Origin of the sequence: Streptomyces sp. UNOC14_S4, assembly GCF_020740835.1 — a bacterium.
Classification (GTDB): domain Bacteria; phylum Actinomycetota; class Actinomycetes; order Streptomycetales; family Streptomycetaceae; genus Streptomyces.
In genome coordinates this window covers 1-17746 of the sequence record NZ_JAINFC010000111.1, presented here as the reverse complement: position 1 = coordinate 17746, position 17746 = coordinate 1, and the positions used below count along the sequence as shown (strand labels likewise).

At 73.6% G+C, this 17746-nt stretch carries 19 protein-coding genes; 12 read left to right on the top strand and 7 right to left on the bottom strand.

Translation table 11 applies throughout. The features are described 5' to 3' along the window. A partial coding sequence (locus tag K6I34_RS13035; RefSeq protein WP_229325504.1) for a hypothetical protein occupies positions 1-1329 on the top strand: 1329 nt, incomplete at its 5' end. A 204-nt stretch (positions 1330-1533) separates the two neighbouring features. Here the strand turns inward: K6I34_RS13035 and K6I34_RS13030 are convergent. Then, on the bottom strand, positions 1534-2430 hold the full coding sequence (locus tag K6I34_RS13030) for a neutral zinc metallopeptidase (protein WP_229325502.1): 897 nt from the start codon (positions 2428-2430) through the stop codon (positions 1534-1536). 316 nt (positions 2431-2746) lie between these two features. On the opposite strand from K6I34_RS13030, the gene K6I34_RS13025 reads away from it, so the two are divergent. From K6I34_RS13025 to K6I34_RS13015, 3 genes are all read left to right on the top strand, one after another. After that, positions 2747-4345 (top strand): ABC-F family ATP-binding cassette domain-containing protein, encoded by a 1599-nt coding sequence (locus K6I34_RS13025; RefSeq protein ID WP_229325500.1) that lies wholly within the window; start codon positions 2747-2749, stop codon positions 4343-4345. 450 nt (positions 4346-4795) lie between these two features. Continuing rightward, positions 4796-5017: a helix-turn-helix domain-containing protein gene (locus K6I34_RS13020; RefSeq protein WP_183147306.1), complete on the top strand. Its 222-nt coding sequence runs from the start codon at positions 4796-4798 to the stop codon at positions 5015-5017. A gap of 118 nt (positions 5018-5135) precedes the next feature. Continuing rightward, positions 5136-5927 carry an enoyl-CoA hydratase/isomerase family protein gene (locus K6I34_RS13015; protein ID WP_229325498.1) on the top strand — a complete coding sequence of 264 codons (792 nt, stop codon included), beginning with the start codon at positions 5136-5138 and terminating at the stop codon, positions 5925-5927. 46 nt (positions 5928-5973) lie between these two features. Here the strand turns inward: K6I34_RS13015 and K6I34_RS13010 are convergent, their stop codons facing one another. Both K6I34_RS13010 and K6I34_RS13005 read right to left on the bottom strand, forming a co-directional pair. Then, complete coding sequence (locus K6I34_RS13010; RefSeq protein ID WP_229325496.1) at positions 5974-6642, bottom strand: hypothetical protein; 669 nt, start codon at positions 6640-6642, stop codon at positions 5974-5976. A 206-nt stretch (positions 6643-6848) separates the two neighbouring features. Further along, on the bottom strand, positions 6849-7433 hold the full coding sequence (locus K6I34_RS13005) for a hypothetical protein (RefSeq protein ID WP_229325494.1): 585 nt from the start codon (positions 7431-7433) through the stop codon (positions 6849-6851). Positions 7434-7602: 169 nt separating this feature from the next. On the opposite strand from K6I34_RS13005, the gene K6I34_RS13000 reads away from it, so the two are divergent. Genes K6I34_RS13000 through amaP form a run of 5 tightly spaced genes read left to right on the top strand, consistent with a single transcriptional unit; the run spans position 7603 to position 9879 of the window. Beyond that, the gene (locus tag K6I34_RS13000) at positions 7603-8034 is read left to right on the top strand and encodes an Asp23/Gls24 family envelope stress response protein (RefSeq protein ID WP_229325492.1); all 432 of its coding nucleotides are present in this window, start codon (positions 7603-7605) and stop codon (positions 8032-8034) included. A gap of 10 nt (positions 8035-8044) precedes the next feature. Next, the gene (locus K6I34_RS12995; RefSeq protein ID WP_121797653.1) at positions 8045-8236 is read left to right on the top strand and encodes a hypothetical protein; all 192 of its coding nucleotides are present in this window, start codon (positions 8045-8047) and stop codon (positions 8234-8236) included. Positions 8237-8280: 44 nt separating this feature from the next. Next, entirely contained in the window at positions 8281-8640 is a 360-nt protein-coding gene (locus K6I34_RS12990) for an Asp23/Gls24 family envelope stress response protein (RefSeq protein WP_229325508.1), read from the top strand. Next, positions 8637-9275 (top strand): DUF6286 domain-containing protein, encoded by a 639-nt coding sequence (locus K6I34_RS12985; RefSeq protein WP_229325490.1) that lies wholly within the window; start codon positions 8637-8639, stop codon positions 9273-9275. Before K6I34_RS12990 ends, K6I34_RS12985 begins: the two co-directional genes overlap by 4 nt. A 7-nt stretch (positions 9276-9282) precedes the next feature. Then, on the top strand, positions 9283-9879 hold the full coding sequence (amaP, locus tag K6I34_RS12980; protein ID WP_229325488.1) for an alkaline shock response membrane anchor protein AmaP: 597 nt from the start codon (positions 9283-9285) through the stop codon (positions 9877-9879). Positions 9880-10186: 307 nt separating this feature from the next. Here amaP and K6I34_RS12975 read toward each other — a convergent pair whose 3' ends face one another. The 4 genes from K6I34_RS12975 to K6I34_RS12960 form a co-directional block, all read right to left on the bottom strand. Beyond that, positions 10187-10942, bottom strand: a complete 756-nt coding sequence (locus K6I34_RS12975) for an SDR family oxidoreductase (protein ID WP_229325486.1) — start codon at positions 10940-10942, stop codon at positions 10187-10189. 4 nt (positions 10943-10946) lie between these two features. After that, complete coding sequence (locus K6I34_RS12970; protein WP_229325485.1) at positions 10947-12737, bottom strand: glycoside hydrolase family 15 protein; 1791 nt, start codon at positions 12735-12737, stop codon at positions 10947-10949. Between the two features lie 29 nt (positions 12738-12766). After that, positions 12767-13609 (bottom strand): SURF1 family protein, encoded by an 843-nt coding sequence (locus K6I34_RS12965; RefSeq protein WP_229325506.1) that lies wholly within the window; start codon positions 13607-13609, stop codon positions 12767-12769. A 76-nt stretch (positions 13610-13685) separates the two neighbouring features. Next, positions 13686-14690, bottom strand: a complete 1005-nt coding sequence (locus tag K6I34_RS12960) for a DEDDh family exonuclease (RefSeq protein ID WP_229325483.1) — start codon at positions 14688-14690, stop codon at positions 13686-13688. A 198-nt stretch (positions 14691-14888) separates the two neighbouring features. On the opposite strand from K6I34_RS12960, the gene K6I34_RS12955 reads away from it, so the two are divergent. Genes K6I34_RS12955 through K6I34_RS12945 form a run of 3 tightly spaced genes read left to right on the top strand, consistent with a single transcriptional unit; the run spans position 14889 to position 17590 of the window. Further along, positions 14889-15800 carry a sterol desaturase family protein gene (locus tag K6I34_RS12955; protein ID WP_229325481.1) on the top strand — a complete coding sequence of 304 codons (912 nt, stop codon included), beginning with the start codon at positions 14889-14891 and terminating at the stop codon, positions 15798-15800. After that, the gene (locus tag K6I34_RS12950) at positions 15797-16492 is read left to right on the top strand and encodes a lysoplasmalogenase (RefSeq protein ID WP_229325479.1); all 696 of its coding nucleotides are present in this window, start codon (positions 15797-15799) and stop codon (positions 16490-16492) included. The genes K6I34_RS12955 and K6I34_RS12950 overlap by 4 nt, the downstream gene beginning before the upstream one ends. 39 nt (positions 16493-16531) lie before the next feature. Continuing rightward, positions 16532-17590, top strand: coding sequence for a zinc-dependent alcohol dehydrogenase family protein (locus K6I34_RS12945; RefSeq protein ID WP_229325477.1), 1059 nt, complete (start codon positions 16532-16534; stop codon positions 17588-17590). Positions 17591-17746: the final 156 nt, after the last annotated feature.

The following is a 17746-nucleotide window of genomic DNA, read 5'->3' as shown; positions in this document are numbered from 1 at the left end:
CCTCTCGCCTGGCGGGCGAGTTCGGCTGGCACCCCGGCCCCCGCCGAACTCGCCCGCCAGGCGAGAGGCGGCCCCGTCGGCGCGGTCCGCGTGGCCCGCTGGGCGGCCGACGAGCGCGGCCGCGGCACCGCTCTGAAGCCCGCCACAGCCGGGGAGCCCGCCGGGACACTCGCCGGGAACGCCGCCGAGCGGGCCGCCGAGGCCCTGCGTCTGACGGCCCGCCAGGTACGGGCCGACTGGGACCGCGCCCGCCTCGCCGGGCTCATCGAGCTGCACGGCGAGACCGCGCGCCCCGGTTGGCGCCTGACGGCGTGGGATCGCGACGACGGCGCCGTGCTGCGCGGCTGGGTCGCGCTCTTCGACGCCTGGTCCCTCGCGCACCCCGCGCCCGAGGGCACCGACGCGACGATCGCCGCGGAGGTCGTCGAGGCCGCGCCGCAACTGCTGTCCGTCATGCACCTGTCCGCGGGGCCCGTGTCCGTCGCGATGCTCCTCGACCTCCTCCAGCAGCGCGTCGCGGAGATCCGCGCCGAGCGCTGCGAGGTGCCGTACGACGGCCCCGAGCCCGCCCCCGGGCCCGCCGCGGCCGGTGGCCCCGACCGGCGGGACCCGCTCGCCGGCCTGCTCGACTGGGCGCTCGCCGGGCTCGCCTCCGTGGGCGCGCTCGTCGTACGCGACGACACCGCCGTGCTCACCCCGCTCGGCAACTGGGCGGTCTGGGTCAAGCTGGAGCAGATCTGCGTGGCGGCCCAGAGCCCGGCGGGCCACATCGAGTTGTCCGCCGAGGCCATGCTGCGCGGCTGCGCCGACCTCACCCCGGGCCCGGCACGCGCCGAGTACCGCGCCTGGCTCGCCGCCCGCCCCGTGAACAGCGCCGTCAGCGAACTCCTCGACGCGGCGCGCGGGGACGACGCGCTCGTCCGCGGCCTCGCCTTCGAGGCGCTGCGCGCGGTGGGCGCCCCCGCCGAGCCCGCCGTACGGACCGTCGCGGAGGAGCCCGTCCTGCGCCCCTACGCGCTGCTGTGGCTCGCCGAGCACGAGGGCAGCGACCCGGACGAGGCGGCGGAGGTGCTGACCCGGGAGGAGGCGACGTGGCTGTGGGTGGACACGGCCGCGGCCGTCGCCGACCACGGGGAGAGCCGCCTGCTGGTCCGTCACCTGGACTCCGCCGTGCAGGGGACGGTGCCCGGTCTCCTGGAGGAGGTGCGGGCTGTGGGGCATCCGCGTACGGTCCAGGTCCTTGTCGCCCTGGCGGCGGCGCATCCGGATCCGGCCTTGGCGAAGGCGATGCGCAGGGCGGCTTTTCAGGTGCACACGGGCGGCGCGTGATCTTTGTGGGTGCGCCTACTGGGGAGCCTCTTGCCCCCGGTGCGCGTCTGCGGGCCCGGTGGGGGCTGGTCGCGCAGTTCCCCGCGCCCCTGACGGGGCTTCGCCCCTCGGGGTCCGGGGCGGAGCCCCGAGAACGGGGGTCTGGGGGCGTAGCCCCCAGAGAAATCTCCCCCTACAGCAACCCCACCCGGTCAAGCCCCGCGGCTAGCCGAACGTATTGCAGCGGGCCACGTCACCCGTCGTGTAGCCCGTCTTGAACCACTGCTGCCGCTGCGCCGCCGAGCCGTGCGTCCAGCTCTCCGGGGTCACCCGGCCCTGGAATTTCTCCTGGATGCGGTCGTCGCCGACGGCCGCCGCCGCGGAGAGGCCGTCGTCGATGTCCTTCTGCGTCAGCTGCGTGAGCAGAGGGCGGCCGGTGGACTTCTCCGGGGTCGAGGTGGCGTGCTTCGCCCAGACGCCGGCGTAGCAGTCGGCCTGGAGCTCGACCTTGACGGAGTTGCTCTCGGCGCCGGTCTTGCGGTCCTGGGCCTTGTTCAGCGTGCCCAGCAGGTTCTGGATGTGGTGCCCGTACTCGTGGGCGACGACGTACGCCTGGGCGAACGGCCCGCCGCTCGCGCCGAACTTGGTGCGCAGCTCGTCGAAGAACCCGAGGTCGAGGTAGACCTTGTGGTCACCGGGGCAGTAGAACGGGCCGACCGCCGAGGTCGCGGCCCCGCAGGCGGTGTTCGTCCGCGCGGTGAAGAGGACCGTGGACGCCGGGGTGTAGGTGTGCCCGCGGCGCGGCAGCTCCTGGCTCCAGAAGGTCTGCGCGCTGTTGACCACGGCGACGATCCGGCAGTCCTCCTTGGTGTTGGCGTCGCGGCCGGTACGGCAGTGCTGGGAGACCTGCTCGGCCGTGCTCGCCTGGGCGGACGGGGAGCCGCCCGGCTCCGAGCCGCTCAGCCCGAGCTCCTGCGGGCCGATGCCGAAGAAGAGCCCCAGCACCAGGGCGATCAGTCCCACGATCCCGCCGCCGATGGTCACCCCGCCGCCGGGGATCCTGCTGCCCCGCGAGTCCTGCACCTGGGACGTGTCGAGGTCCGTGTCGTCGTCGAACTGCATACGGTCACCGCCTTTCCACCCCGAGTATCGATGAGCGGTCCGTCGTGTGCCCGTTTCGGGGTGGTGTCAGGGGCACTGCCCGTTCCGTCGCGCCATGACTACCCCAGTGGGGCACCGGGCTGCCAGCCGAGCGCCACGAAATCGGGTTGCGCTTCACCGTTAGACTGGTCCGCATGGCATTCCTCCTCGTGCATTAGACGGCGTCGGCCCATTCCGCCGCCCGCCCCCGCGCCTCCCGCGCGGCAGGGCCGCGCGCGGGTGCGTTCTCCCCCGTCCAACGCCGTCCGTCTCTTCATGCCCGCCCAGGAGCAGTCCAGTGATCACCGCCACCGGCATCGAGCTGCGCGCCGGCGCCCGCGTCCTCATCGAATCCGCCTCGTTCCGCGTCGCCAAGGGCGACCGCATCGGCCTCGTCGGCCGCAACGGCGCGGGCAAGACCACCCTCACCAAGTGCCTCGCGGGGGAGGGACAGCCCGCGGGCGGCACGATCACGCGCTCGGGCGAGGTCGGCTACCTGCCGCAGGACCCGCGCACCGGCGACCTCGACGTCCTGGCGCGCGACCGCATCCTCTCCGCGCGCGGCCTCGACACCCTCCTGCGCAAGATGCGGGAGAACGAGGACCGCATGGCGAACGGCAAGGGCGCCACGCGCGAGAAGGCCATGAAGAGGTACGAGCGCCTGGAGACGGAGTTCCTGACCAAGGGCGGCTACGCCGCCGAGGCGGAGGCCGCTACCATCGCCGCCAGCCTCGGCCTGCCCGACCGCATCCTCGGGCAGCCCCTGCACACGCTCTCCGGCGGTCAGCGCCGCCGCGTCGAGCTGGCCCGCATCCTCTTCTCGGACGCCGACATCCTGCTGCTCGACGAGCCGACCAACCACCTCGACGCCGACTCGATCGCCTGGCTGCGCGACTACCTCAAGACCTACCGCGGCGGCTTCATCGTGATCTCCCACGACGTCGACCTGGTCGAGACGGTCGTCAACAAGGTCTTCTACCTGGACGCGAACCGCTCCCAGATCGACGTCTACAACATGGGCTGGAAGCTCTACCAGCAGCAGCGCGAGGCCGACGAGAAGCGCCGCCGCCGCGAGCGGCAGAACGCCGAGAAGAAGGCCGCCGCCCTCAATTCCCAGGCCGACAAGATGCGCGCCAAGGCGACCAAGACGGTCGCCGCGCAGAACATGGCCCGCCGCGCCGAGAAGCTGCTGGCCGGCCTGGAGGCGGAGCGCGTCTCCGACAAGGTCGCCAAGCTCCGCTTCCCCGAGCCCGCGCCCTGCGGCAAGACGCCCCTCATGGCCGACGGCCTGTCGAAGTCCTACGGCTCGCTGGAGATCTTCACCGGCGTCGACCTGGCCATCGACAAGGGCTCGCGCGTGGTGATCCTCGGCCTCAACGGCGCGGGCAAGACCACGCTGCTGCGCCTGCTCGCCGGGGCGGAGACGCCCGACACCGGCTCGGTCGTCCCGGGCCACGGCCTCAAGCTGGGCTACTACGCCCAGGAGCACGAGACCCTGGACCCGGACCGCACGGTCCTGGAGAACATGCGCTCCTCCGCGCCCGACCTCGACCTCGTCGAGGTGCGCAAGGTGCTGGGCTCCTTCCTGTTCTCCGGCGACGACGTCGACAAGCCCGCGGGCGTGCTCTCCGGCGGCGAGAAGACCCGGCTGGCGCTCGCCACGCTCGTCGTCTCCTCCGCCAACGTCCTCCTCCTGGACGAGCCCACCAACAACCTTGACCCGGCCAGCCGCGAGGAGATCCTCGGCGCGCTGCGCACCTACAAGGGCGCCGTGGTGCTGGTGACGCACGACGAGGGCGCCGTCGACGCGCTCGAACCGGAGCGGATCATCCTGCTCCCGGACGGCGTCGAGGACCTCTGGGGCCCCGACTACGCGGATCTCGTCACCCTCGCCTGATCCCCGCCCCTCCCTCCTTCCTCCGGCCGGTGCCCGCCAAGGGCCCGGCCGGAGCCGTTGCCGGGCCCTCGACGGGCACCGGCACGGGGCGCACCGGCGTGCGCCCGGCGCCCGGGCCGTCCCTGTCCCGATCATTCGGCCGACAGGTGATCCATCATCTGAGTGAGTACGGCTCGTACCACGGTGCCCCCGAGTGCTCCGGCGCACGCCTAGTGCCGTGCGCCGGGGTGTTCGCATCATGGGCGACTGCTGCCCCGCCTGACCTGCCGCTTCGCTCCGCCACCCGTACGGCCGTACGAGCGCGACTGTTCGGAACGGCCTGTTCCAGGCCCTGGTGCGGCCCGAAATCGCGGAAACCTCATCCCATGGACCTTGTCGAATGGGTGGCCAGGAGGCCGGGGAGGGGTGATCATGAGAGACAAGAGGCGCATCTCCCATGAGGAGGCACGGGTGGCCGAGACTCTGAAGAAGGGCAGCCGGGTGACCGGCGCCGCGCGCGAAAAGCTCGCGGCAGACCTGAAGAAGAAGTACGACTCCGGTGCGAGCATCAGGGCGCTGGCCGAAGAGACCGGCCGCTCCTACGGCTTCGTCCACCGGATGCTGAGCGAATCCGGCGTGATCCTCCGGGGTCGCGGCGGAGCGACGCGCGGCAAGAAGGCCCCCTCGGTCTGATACCGCGCACTCCAAGGGCACGGTCTGTACGGGCAGTGCCACCCGGTCGGTCGAGCAGTCGGCCGGGTGGTTACTGTGCAGTCAACCAAGAGCGACTGCAGCCGATTCGGAGGCCCCGATGACCGCCCCCAAGACCCTGCTCGACCAGGACGGCATACAGCTCACCGTGGACGACACGGTGGCCACCGTCACCCTCACCAACCCCGCCAAGCGCAACGTCCAGTCGCCCGCGCTGTGGCGGGGGCTGGCCGAGGCCGGGCGGTCGCTGCCGGGCAGCGTGCGCGTGGTGGTGCTGCGCGCGGAGGGCAAGTCCTTCTCCGCCGGGCTCGACCGGCAGGCGTTCACCCCCGAGGGCTTCGACGGCGAGCCGTCCTTCCTCGACCTGGCACGCGGCTCCGACGAGGCGCTCGATGCCGAGATCGCCACCTACCAGGAGGCTTTCACCTGGTGGCGGCGGAACGACATCGTCTCCGTCGCGGCCGTGCAGGGCCATGCGATCGGCGCGGGCTTCCAGCTCGCCCTCGCCTGTGACCTGCGGGTCTGTGCCGACGACGTCCAGTTCGCGATGCGCGAGACCAGCCTGGGCCTGGTGCCCGACCTCACCGGCACCAAGCCGCTGGTGTCCCTGGTCGGCTACGCCCGCGCGCTGGAGATCTGCGCGACCGGCCGGTTCGTCCACGCCGACGAGGCCGAGCGCACCGGCCTGGCCAACCTCGTCGTGCCCGCCGCCGAGCTCGACTCCGCCGTCCAGGACCTCACCGCGGCGCTCCTCGCCGCGCCCCGCGACGCCGTCGTCGAGACCAAGGCCCTGCTCCGGGAGGCCACGGGCCGCACCTACGAGGAGCAGCGCGCCGCCGAACGCCAGGCCCAGGCCCGCCGCCTGCGGGACCTCGCGGGTCTGGGGGAGTGAGCCGGGGCCGTGGGGCGCGCGAGCAGGGATCGCGCGCCCCACGCGCCTAGCCGCGGATACGGACGCCGTAGCGCGAGCGCAGGTAGTGCAGCTCCCAGCAGGAGACGGCCGTCACCGACAGGGGGCCGCCGAGGAACGCGGCCACCTTCACGACCGCCGGGCCGTTGGGCAGGCCGTCGCCGAGCGAGACAAGATTGAGCGCCCAGACCAGCGTCACGGTGAGGATCGCGGGGAGCGAGGCGTGCACGTCGGCGGTGTTGAAGGCGTACCGCGCGGCGGCACCGGACGAGAAGAACAGGAAGGCCGCCATCCACAGCAGCACGGGCAGCATCGCGAGCGGCAGCAAGGCCCCCACCAGATACCCCGCGGCCCCGCCGAGCAGCTCCTCCGCGTAGCCCTTGCCCTGACTGGCCAGGTAGAGGCCGCCGATCCCGGTGGCCAGCGCCCCCACGTACCAGCCGACGGCCTTGAGCGGGTGGCGCAGCCGGGACCGCAGCAGCGGGCGGTGCTGCCGCGGGGCGTAGAGGATGAAGCCGAGGATCACCAGCGGCCCCACCAGCAGGAGGATCAGCGGCGCCAGGAAGACCTTGCTGATCCCGTCCTCGAACACGCCGCTCCAGCCGCCGTCTATGCCGTACGTCCAGATCAGCAGGAACGAGGCCACCGCACCGGCGATGGCGCGCCACTTCTGCACGGCGTCGATGGTCGGGTCCATGACACGTCCAGGGCCGTGGGCGCCGAAAATGGCATGCGCTTTGACCCGCGCGGAGCGGAAGAAGCCGCCGAGACAGCCCGACCGGCCGGCCCGGTTCGGCTGCGGTGGCGGCGGCGGAAACGATGGATACGACGGCATGCTCATGGCGGGCTGCCCCTCCCCCTTTGATCAGCAACCCGTGCAGTGTAGTGATCCGTTGCGCCCGGTCAGGGGAGTACCGCCGTCACCAGGACCGGCACGGGATCCGGGCTCGCCGCCGCGGCTGCCCTGGCCGTCTCCAGAACGCTGCGGCCGCCTGCTGTCACGGTGATCCGCAGCGCACCACCGCCCAACACAGCGGAGGGCTCGCAGGGCTCGGAGGGCTCGGAGGGCCCGCCCTCGTCGTCCACCTCCTCCACGTGCTCCAGGAGCTCCGTCACCCGCAGGTCGACGCACGCCAACGACAGCCCCAGCGTTCCCGTGGCCGCCTCCCACAACACCGACCGCAGCGCGTCGGCCAGCGGCGGCAACGGCCTGCCCGCCGCGGCCGCGAAGTCGGCTGTCACCCGTAGTGGACCCACGGGGAGCGCGCTCGGCGGGGCGCCGCCGACGCGGACGGCCGCGGCCGGGTCGGCGAGACCCAGGCGCAGGGCGCCGACCCGGACATCCGGCAGTGTCGCGGCCGCGCGCCGCAGCACGCGCGCCGCGGCCGACTCGGCGATCCAGCAGCCGTCCGCAGGCCCGCCGAGCGGCAGCAGCCTGCCGAGCGCGAGTTCCCGGCGTACCTCCCGAGCCCATGGATCAGCGGTCACCGTCGCCTCACCCCTCCTCGTCGTTCCCCAGCCTGCCGCAGAGTGCGGCCGGACTCACGGATGTCCCGCGCGAGGCGCCGGATGCCCGCCTAGGGTGGCAGGAGAGCGGTGTTGTCCCCACCACGGTGTCCCGCCATGGTGTCCCGCCACGGGAGAGAGGCGATCGACGATGGCTGACTCTGTGCCGTCCGCATCGAAGGAGCCGCGGGTCCCGCCCGCCGACCGGGGCCGTACGACCATCGCCGACGGGGTCGTGGAGAAGATCGCCGGGCTCGCGGCCCGGGACGTGGTCGGCGTCCACGCGATGGGCAGCGGCCTCGCGCGCACCTTCGGCGCCGTACGGGACCGGGTGCCCGGGGGCGGGAAGTCCGTCGCCCGCGGGGTGAAGGCCGAGGTCGGTGAGGTGCAGACCGCGCTCGACCTGGAGATCGTCGTCGATTACGGGGTGGCTATCGCGGATGTCGCCCGCGCCGTGCGGGAAAACGTCATCTCGGCGGTGGAGCGCATGACCGGCCTGGAGGTCGTCGAGGTCAACATCGCCGTGACCGACGTCAAGCTGCCCGACGAGGAAGAGGACGAGCCGGAGCCGAGGCTCCAGTAAGGAGCGCACGATGAGCATGGCCGTGGTGGGCATGATCGCGGGCATGGCGCTCGCCTTCGCCGGGTATTTCGGCGGATTCGGCGCGTTCCTGCTGGTGGCGGCCCTGGGGGCGATCGGCTTCGTGGTGGGCCGGTTCCTGGACGGGGATCTGGACCCGGGGGATCTCTTCCGCTCGCGGGAGCGGGACGGGCGGCGGCGGTGAGGACGCGGGACGAGGGGCACACAGGGGTGCGGTGAGGGCGCGTGGTGGAAGCTGCTGAGCGCGGGGCGACCCATATCGCCGACCGCGTCGTCGCGAAGATCGCCTCGCAGGCGGCGCGCGAGGCACTGAAGAGTGCAGGCGCGGGGGAGGGGCTCGCGGACGACGAGCACACGCCCCCGTACGCCACGGTGACCGTGCACGAGGACGTCGCCCGGGTGCGGGTCTCCGTCGAGCTCGGCTATCCCTCGGACATCGGCGCGCAGTGCGGGGCCGTGCGCCGTCGGATCGCCGAGCGGGTACGGGCCCTGGCGGGCATGGAGGTGCCCGAGGTGGCGGTCACCGTGGAGCGGCTCCACTCCCCGCACACGCGGCTGCGGGGCGCGGGGCGGGAGCGGGTGCGATGAGCGAGGACGGGCCGGAACCACCAATTCCGGCCGCGGTGGAGGACATCGGGCCAGCGGGCGAGGCGGACGGGGCGGATGGGGTGGACGACGACGGCCGCGCCGGCCGCTTCTGGTCGGCCCGGCGGCTGCCCGCCGCGCTCGTCGCCCTGGTCGTCCTGGCCGTCACCGGGCTCTTCCTCTACGACGTGGCGGCCGTACGCGCCCACCGGCCCGCCATGCGCTGGCGGCGGCGCCTGGCCCACGAACTGGCCACGCGGCACCTCGACAACGCCTGGGTGATCGGTGGCGCGGTCCTGTCGGTGCTCGTCGGCCTGTGGCTGGTCCTGCTCGCCGTCACCCCCGGTCTGCGCGGTGTGCTGCCGATGCGCGCCGGTTCCCCCGACGTACGGGCCGCGCTCGACCGCCGGGCGGCGGCCCTGGTCCTCCGGGACCGCGCGCTGGAGGTTCCCGGGGTGCAGTCCGTACGGGTCGACGTCGGCCGCCGCCGGATCAGGGCCCGCGCCCTGTCCCACTTCCGGGACCTGGACGACGTACGGAACGACCTGGACGCCGTACTGGCCGACGGCGTACGCCAGTTGGGGCTCGCCCGGCGGCCCGGGGTGTCCGTGCACGTACGACGGCCGGTGAAGAGGTGAGCGCGCGGTGCTGAGGACGGTCAACCGGGTCCTGGTCGCGCTGGCCGGGCTGCTGCTCGTGGCGCTCGGCGCCGCCGTGCTGATCGGCGCGCTGGACCTGCGACGGCGCCGACACCTCTCGCTGCCGTCCGCCTGGCCGTTCCAGGGGCCGCACGACGTGCTGCTGTCCGACGCCGACCGCCGCACGTGGCGGACGGAGGGCTGGTGGTGGCCCGTCGTCCTCGCCGCGCTGGGGCTGGCGGTCCTGCTGTCCCTGTGGTGGCTGCTGGCCCAGCTGCGGCGGCGCCGTCTGCGGGAGGTGACCGTGGACTGCGGGGACGGGGAGGTCGCGGTGGTGCGGGGGGCGGCGCTGGAGGAGGTCATCGCCGCCGAGGCGGAATCCCTCGACGGCGTCGAGCACGCCACGGTGGCCCTGACGGGCCGTCGGACCGCGCCGTCGGTCCGGGTATCTCTGACCCTGGGGCCTCGGGCGGCCCCCTCCGAGGCGCTGTCCTCCCTGACGGACGGGGTGCTCGCCTCTGCGACTGGCTCCGCCGGTCTCCCTCGTCTCCCGGTACGGGTCCGCCTCTCCGCACTCCGCCACCGCGCGGAACGGGTCGGTTGACCGGGGGCGCCTACCGGGCTGCGTCGTGAGGCCGTCGCGCGCGCCTGCGGGCCGGTGGGGGCGGGCCGCGCAGTTCCCCGCGCCCCTGACGGGGCGCTGCCCCGGCTTTCAGGGGCGCGGGGAACTGCGCGACAAGCCACGACGAAGTCGCAGCCGCGCGCGGAGCGCAAGCCGCACCCCGGTAGGCGCACCGGCCACCGCCCCGCAGCCGCGCGCCGAGCGCAAGTCGCACCCCGGTAGGCGCCGGGGGTCCCGGGGGCGCAGCCCCCGGAGCAGGGGGCCGCGCTTCCGGGTGACCCCGCCCCGGTCAGAAGCTTCGCAGCGAACCGCCATCCACCGGCAGCATCACCCCCGTCACATAAGACGCCGCGGGCGACAGCAGAAACGCCGCGGCCCGCCCGAACTCCTCCGGGGAGCCGTACCTCCGCAGGGGAATGCCCGCGGAGGAGGAGGCCCGCACCGCCTCCGGGTCGCCGGAGAGCGCGTCGAGCTCCCGTACCCGGTCCGTGTCGATGCGCCCCGGCAGCAGGCCGACGACGCGGATGCCCCGGGGGCCCACCTCCACGGAGAGGGACTTGGCGAAGCCCGCCAGGCCGGGCCGCAGGCCGTTGGAGACGGTCAGGCCCGGGATCGGCTCGTGCACGGAGCCGGAGAGGACGAAGCCGATCACGCCGCCCTCGGTCAGCTCGGCGGCGGCCGTGCGGGCCAGGCGGACCGCGCCGAGGAAGACGGAGTCGAAGGAGGCCCGCCACTGTTCGTCGGTGATGTCCGCCGCCGAGCCCGCGGGCGGGCCGCCGACGCTGATGAGGACGCCGTCGAAGCGGCCGAAGCGCTCACGGGCGGCCGAGACGAGACGGCCGGCCGCCGCGGGGTCGGCGTTGTCCGCGGCGACGCCGGCCGCGGCGGGCCCCAGCGCCTCCGCCGCGGCGGTCACGGCCTTCTCGTCCCGCCCCGAGAGCACCACCTTCGCCCCGTCGGCGACGAGGGCGCGCGCGGTGGCGTTGCCCAGGCCGCGGCTCGCGCCGGTGAGGACGTACACCCGGTCCTTCAGTCCAAGATCCATGCCGTCAGTGTGCCCTGCCGTCCCCCGCGAGGGCGAGGGCCGTGCCCACCAGGCCGATATGGCTGAACGCCTGGGGAAAGTTGCCCAGTTGCCGGTGTGCCTCCGGGTCGTACTCCTCCGCGAGCAGGCCGACGTCGTTGCGCAGGGACAGCAGCCGGGCGAAGAGCTCCCGGGCCTCGTCGCCGCGGCCCGTCAGGTGCAGGGCGTCGGCGAGCCAGAACGAGCACACGAGGAAGACGCCCTCGCCGCCGGGCAGGCCGTCGACCGGTCTGCCGTCGACGCTGTAGCGGCGGACGAGCCCCCCGTGCGTCAGCTCGCGGCGGACCGCGTCGACGGTGCCGAGGACGCGGGGGTCGTCCGGCGGCAGGAAGCCCACGCGGGGGATGAGGAGCGTGGCCGCGTCGAGTTCGCGGGAGCCGTAGGACTGGGTGAAGGTGCGGCGCTCCGGGTCGTAGCCCTCCTCGCACACCTCGCGGTGCACCTCGTCCCGCATCTCCCGCCAGCCCGCGAGGTCGCCCTTGAGCCCGGGGCCGTCCTCCAGCGTGCGCACGGCACGGTCCGCGGCCACCCAGGCCATCACCTTGGAGTGGACGAAGTGGCGGCGCGGGCCCCGGACCTCCCACAGGCCCTGGTCGGGCTCGCGCCAGTGCTCGCGGAGGAACTCCATGAGGCAGCGCTGGATGTTCCAGGCGTGCGGCTCGACGGGCAGCCCCCAGCGCCGGGTGGTGTGCAGCGAGTCGATGACCTCGCCGTACACGTCGAGCTGGAGCTGGCGGACCGCGCTGTTGCCGATCCGTACGGGCGCGGACCGCTCGTAGCCCGGCAGCCAGGCCAGCTCGACCTCGGGCAGCCTGCGCTCGCCCCCGAGCCCGTACATGATCTGCAGGTCGGCGGGGTCGCCCGCGGCCGCGCGCAGCAGCCAGTCGCGCCAGGCGCGCGCCTCCTCGTCGTAGCCCGCGGTGAGCAGGGTGCCGAGGGTGAGGGTGGAGTCGCGCAGCCAGCAGTAGCGGTAGTCCCAGTTGCGCACGCCGCCGATCTCCTCGGGCAGCGAGGTGGTGGGGGCGGCGACGATGCCGCCGGTCGGCGCGTAGGTGAGGGCCTTGAGGGTGATCAGCGAGCGCAGCACGGCCGCGCGGTGCGGGCCCCGGTACGTGCAGCGGGCGGCCCACTCCCGCCAGTCCGCCAGGCTGCTCCGCAGCGCCTCGTGCGGGTCGGTCCGCTCCGGCCGGGGTTCGTGCGAGGGGTGCCAGGACAGGACGAACGCGACCTTCTCCCCGGCGGAGACCGTGAACTCCGAGCGGGTGCTGAAGTCCCGGCCGTAGGTGTGCACCGGCGGCTCGCTGCGCAGCCACACCGAGTCGGGCCCGGCGACGGCGACCCGGTGGCCGTGGGAGCGCCGTACCCACGGCACGACGCAGCCGTAGTCGAAGCGCAGCCGGAGGACGCTCAGCATCGCGACGGAGCCGGAGACGCCCTCGACGACGCGGACGACGTCGGGCGTCCGGTCGCGCTGCGGCATGAAGTCGACGACCTTGACCGTGCCGTCGTCGGTCTCCCACACGGTCTCCAGGACGAGGGAGTCCTCCAGATAGCCGCGCCGGGTGCACTCCCCGGAGCCGGCGCCTTCCGGGGCGATGCGCCAGTGGCCGTTCTCCTCGTCGCCCAGGAGCGCGGCGAAGCACGCGGGGGAGTCGAAGCGCGGCAGGCACAGCCAGTCGACCGAGCCGTCGCGGCCCACCAGGCCGGCGGTCTGGAGATCACCGATCAGGGCGTAGTCCTCGATGCGTGCTGCCACGCGGAGCGTCTTCCCTGATCGCGGGGGAGCTACTCCGGGACGGCGGCTGTCCGGGCGACCTCGGGCCCGTCCCCGTCTCCATCTGCCGGGGCGGTGTCCGCGGTGTCCGCGGCGGCCTTGGCGGCAGCGGCGGCGCGGTCCTTGAGTTCCCGGCGGACCAGGATCATCCAGCCGACGGGCACGAACGCGGTGAACAGCCACCACTGCACGGCGTAGGCCATGTGCGGGCCGATGCTGTCGTGGTCCGGCTCGGGCACGAGCTGGGGGCCCTTGGCGCCCGGGTCCGGGGCGGTGAGCTCGATGTAGCCGCCGAGCACGGGACGGCCCAGCGCCTCGGCCCGCGCCTCGCTGTTGATGCGCATGACCTGGCGGGGCGGCAGGCCCTTGGTGTCCTTGATGCCGCTGGAACCGGTCTCGTCGGCCTTCAGCCGCCCGGTGACGGTGACCTTGCCGGCGGGCGCGGCCGGGACGGCCGGGAACTTCGTCAGGTCGTTGTCCGCCGGGATCCAGCCACGGTTGACGAGGACGGTCCGGCCGCCGTCCATGGCCAGCGGGGTGAGGACGTAGTAGCCCTGGCGCTGCCCGTCCTTGTCGGTCCGCTGGCGGACGACGACCTCGTCCTTGGTGTCGTACGTACCGCTCGCCGTCACCGCGCGCCACACGTCGTCGCCGCGTACGGCCCTGCCGGGCCCGGTCAGCTCGGTGACGGGCACCGGGGAGGCGGTGAGGTTGCGGGCCACCAGGTCGTTGTGCGCGACCCGGTGCTCATGGCGGTGGAACTGCCAGAAGCCCAGTTTGATCATCACCGGGACGAGGGCGAGCCCCACGAGCGTGAGGATCACCCACTGCCGGGTCAGCAGGAAGCGGTACACCCCTGTGACGGTACCTGGCACGGTCCGCCCCCTCGCCATCGGGTCGCGCCGTCCGCCCCGGCGCCTGGGCCCTGCCTCAGCTGTCGCGGCGCTGCGCCGGGAGCACGTGCGAGAGCAGCTGTATGAAGGCCGCCTCGTCGATCACCGGGGTGCCGTACGAACGCGCCCGGTCGGACTTGGACGTGGGGGAGCCGGGGTCGTTGGTCACCAGGAGGCTGGTGAGCCGGGAGACGCTGGTCGCGACGTGCAGCCCGGCCTCCACGGTGCGGTCCTCCAGCAGCTCGCGGTCGATCGACGTGTCACCGGAGAACGCCACCCGCATGCCCTGAATGAGCTGTTCGCCCTCTTTGTAACGCCCGGGGTTGGGGTACGGGCACGGCGGGCGCTTGCGGCTGGGGCGCCAGCTCGCGCTCGCCGACCGGTAGGAGGACGGCCGGTAGCCGAAGGAGGGGGACGAGCCCGCGGCGGGCGAGTCCGACCACTCCGTCAGCGGCTGGCAGGCCAGCAGCGGCAGCCGCAGCCCGGTCTCCGCCGCCAGCTCCAGGCTCGGGCGGAACGCCTCGGCCAGCACCCGCGCGTCGTCGAGCGCGTGGTGGGCGTGCTCCTGCACCACGCCGTAGTGCGCGGCGAGCGACTCCAGCTTGTGGTTCGGCAGCGGCAGCCGCAGCTCCTTGGAGAGCGCGATGGTGCACAGCCGCTGCCGCACGGGCGCGGTGACGTCGGCCCGCGCGTACTCACGGGCGAGCATCGACCAGTCGAAGGCCGCGTTGTGCGCGACGAGCACCCGCCCGTCCAGCCGCTCCGTCAGCTCGCCCGCGATGTCGCGGAAGAGCGGCGCGTCGGCCAGGACCTCGGACGTGAGTCCGTGGATCCACACCGGGCCGGGGTCGCGCTGGGGGTTGACCAGCGTGTACCACCGGTCCTCCACCCGCCCGCGGGCATCCAGTTGGTAGACGGCGGCCGACACTATCCGGTCGTCACGGGCGAGGCCCGTGGTCTCCACGTCGACGACCGCGTACCTGTCGGGGTACGCGGCCGGCCACGGGGTCGGCGATTCGTCGGTGGTGCTGTCTACGGGCATGGTCACAGAGAATACGGGGCCCCGCTGACAACGCGGCCCGTGCGGTGCGGGGGCGGCGCGGCCACCGGGCCCGCCGAGTGATCCGCGTCACCCGGAAGGATGGCCGGGGCACGTCGGGGCGACCTTCGGTAACACTGGCCGGTACCCGACGGTAACAACCCCTAGCCGCACGCCCGTCGGCGGTTTTATGGTGCCGCCATGCCGCACCTTCCCGATGTGACGCTGTGGTCCGTACCGGCCTTCGTCCTGCTCACCGCAGTGGAGTTGGTGAGCTACCGGCTGCGCCCCGCGGAGCGGACCGGGGATGCCGGGTACGGGGCGAAGGACGCGGCGACCAGCGTCACCATGGGCGTGGGAAGTCTGTTTTTCGACGCCCTCTGGAAGATCCCCATCGTCGCCGTCTACACGGCCCTCTACGAGCTCACCCCCCTGCGCGTCCCCGTGCACTGGTGGACGCTGCTCCTGATGCTGCTCGCGCAGGACTTCCTCTACTACTGGTCGCACCGCGGGCACCACGTCGTACGGATCCTGTGGGCGTGCCACGTCGTGCACCACTCCAGCCGCCGTTTCAACTTCACCACCGCGCTGCGCCAGCCGTGGACCACGCTCACGGTGTGGCCGTTCTATCTGCCGATGATCGCGCTCGGCGTGCATCCGGCCGCGGTCGCGTTCTGCGCGTCGGTGAACCTCGTCTACCAGTTCTGGGTGCACACCGAGCGCGTGCGCAAGCTGCCCCGGCCCTTCGAGTACGTCCTCAACACGGCCTCCCACCACCGCGTGCACCACGCTTCGCAGGGCGGTTACCTCGACCGCAACTTCGGCGGCATCCTCATCGTCTGGGACCGCCTCTTCGGCACCTTCGTCCCCGAGACCGAGCGCCCCGTCTACGGTCTGACGAAGAACATCCACACCTACAACCCGCTGCGCGTGGCCACCCACGAGTACGCGGCCGTCCTGCGCGACCTGAGGGCGGCGCGCGACTGGCGGGAGCGGGCGGGCCGGGTGTTCCGCGGGCCGGGCTGGCAGCCGGTGCGGCCGGAGGGCGAGGTGTCGTCCGGAACGGCCGATCCTGCTTCCGCCTCCGCTCCCGTCCGTGAGCGGGCCGCGTGAGGGGCGTACGCCCGGGAGGCGACCGCGTCGTCCGCGCGCTCCGGCTCGCCTTCCTCGCCGTCTGCGGCGTCCACCTCGGCGCGCTGCTCGCGGGCTCGGCCCTGGCGCCGGTCACCAAGCCCGCGCTGATGCCGCTGCTCGCCGCGGCCGTCCTCGTACGCGGCGGGCCCCGGCTGCTGGCCGCCGCGCTGCTGTGCGGGTGCGGCGGCGACACCCTGCTGGGCGTCGGCGGTGACACCCCTTTCCTGCTCGGCATGGGCTGCTTCGCCGCCGGGCACGTCTGCTACCTCGTCCTGTGCGCCCGGCACGGCGGCCCGCGCGGCCCGCGGACGTACGGCCTGGCCGCCGCGTACGGCGTGGCCTGGCTGGTCACGGTGGTGCTCCTGTGGCCCGGCCTGGAGGACCGGCTGCGCGTCCCCGTCCTCCTCTACAGCCTGCTGCTGACCGCGATGGCGCTCGGAGCGACGAGGGCACTGCTGCCGGTCGCGGCGGGCGGGGCGCTGTTCCTGCTGTCCGACACCCTCCTCGCGAGCGGCCTGGCCGACTGGCCGCAGGCGCCCGCGCCCCAGTTCTGGGTCATGCTCACCTATCTCGCCGCGCAACTCCTGCTCGCGGAGGGGCTGCTGCGGGCGGCACCGGCCACCGGGACGCGTGGGGTGCGGGCGTACCGTGAGGTCCATACGACTTCATGAGCATGACGGCCTGAGCGGCGAGCGACAGAGGACAGCACCATGCGCGCGACAACCATCCACGCCCCGTACGACATCCGCGTCGAGGAGGTGCCGGACCCCCGCATCCAGCGGCCCGGCGACGCCATCGTGCGGGTGATGCGGTCCTGCATCTGCGGCAGCGATCTGTGGGCCTACCGTGGCGAGACGGCCGTGGAGCCCGGCAGCCGCATCGGCCACGAGTTCCTCGGCATGGTCATGGAGACCGGCTCCGAGGTGACGTCGGTCAAGCCGGGGCAGCTCGTCGTCGCGCCCTTCAAGTGGTCCGACGGCGTGTGCGACTACTGCGTCGAGGGCCTGACCACCTCGTGCGAGCACGGCGGCTTCTGGGACGACCCGGGCTCCGACGGCGGCCAGGGCGAGGCGGTGCGCGTGCCGTTCGCCGACGCGACGCTCGTGCGCATCCCCGAGGAGCTCGCCCCCGACACCCACGACGGCGACAGCAGGCTGCTGGACGCGGTCCTCACCCTCTCCGACGTGATGGGCACCGGCCACCACGCCGCGCTGGGCGCGGGCGTGCGCCCCGGGGCCACGGTCGCCGTCGTCGGCGACGGCGCGGTCGGTCTCTGCGCGGTGCTGGCCGCCAAGCGGCTCGGCGCCGAGCGGATCATCACGCTCGGACGGCACGAGGCGCGCGCAGCCATCGCGCGGAAGTTCGGCGCCACCGACGTCGTCCCCGAGCGCGGGGACGACGCGGTCGCCGCGGTACGGGAGCTGACGCGCGGTCAGGGTGCCCACGCCGTGATCGAGGCCGTCGGCACCGAGCAGTCCATGGGCACCGCTCTGCGCATCGCCCGGCCGGGCGGCGCCGTCGGCTACGTCGGCGTCCCGCACGGCAGCGGCAACGCACTGGACCTCCGGCTGATGTTCGACCGGAACATCGCGGTACGGGGCGGGGTGGCGCCCGTCCGCGCCTACATCCCCGAACTGCTCCCGGACGTGCTGGACGGGACGATCGACCCGTCGCCGGTGTTCGACATGACGGTGGACCTGGACGGGGTGGCGTCGGGGTACGGCGCGATGGCGGACCGGACGGCGTTGAAGGTCCTCATCAGGCCGTGACGCTGCCGTAGCGCTGCCGCTGGGCTTTGCGGCGCCCACCGGGGTGCGGCTTGCGCTGCGCGCGCGGCTGCGGGTCCGGTGGGGGCTTGTCGCGCAGTTCCCCGCGCCCCTGACGGGGCGCGCCCTGCGTTTCACCTTCCTGGTTGTGGGCAGGCG

Bases quoted from the DNA above. Each gene is read 5' to 3' on its own strand.
- K6I34_RS12985 (WP_229325490.1), top strand. From the start codon at position 8,637: ATGAGCGAGGACGGGCCGGAACCACCAATTCCGGCCGCGGTGGAGGAC.
- K6I34_RS13030 (WP_229325502.1), bottom strand. From the start codon at position 2,430: ATGCAGTTCGACGACGACACGGACCTCGACACGTCCCAGGTGCAGGAC.
- K6I34_RS12955 (WP_229325481.1), top strand. From the start codon at position 14,889: ATGCCGCACCTTCCCGATGTGACGCTGTGGTCCGTACCGGCCTTCGTC.
- K6I34_RS12975 (WP_229325486.1), bottom strand. From the start codon at position 10,942: ATGGATCTTGGACTGAAGGACCGGGTGTACGTCCTCACCGGCGCGAGC.
- K6I34_RS12995 (WP_121797653.1), top strand. From the start codon at position 8,045: ATGAGCATGGCCGTGGTGGGCATGATCGCGGGCATGGCGCTCGCCTTC.
- K6I34_RS12945 (WP_229325477.1), top strand. From the start codon at position 16,532: ATGCGCGCGACAACCATCCACGCCCCGTACGACATCCGCGTCGAGGAG.
- K6I34_RS13000 (WP_229325492.1), top strand. From the start codon at position 7,603: ATGGCTGACTCTGTGCCGTCCGCATCGAAGGAGCCGCGGGTCCCGCCC.
- K6I34_RS12960 (WP_229325483.1), bottom strand. From the start codon at position 14,690: ATGCCCGTAGACAGCACCACCGACGAATCGCCGACCCCGTGGCCGGCC.
- K6I34_RS13015 (WP_229325498.1), top strand. From the start codon at position 5,136: ATGACCGCCCCCAAGACCCTGCTCGACCAGGACGGCATACAGCTCACC.
- K6I34_RS13010 (WP_229325496.1), bottom strand. From the start codon at position 6,642: ATGGACCCGACCATCGACGCCGTGCAGAAGTGGCGCGCCATCGCCGGT.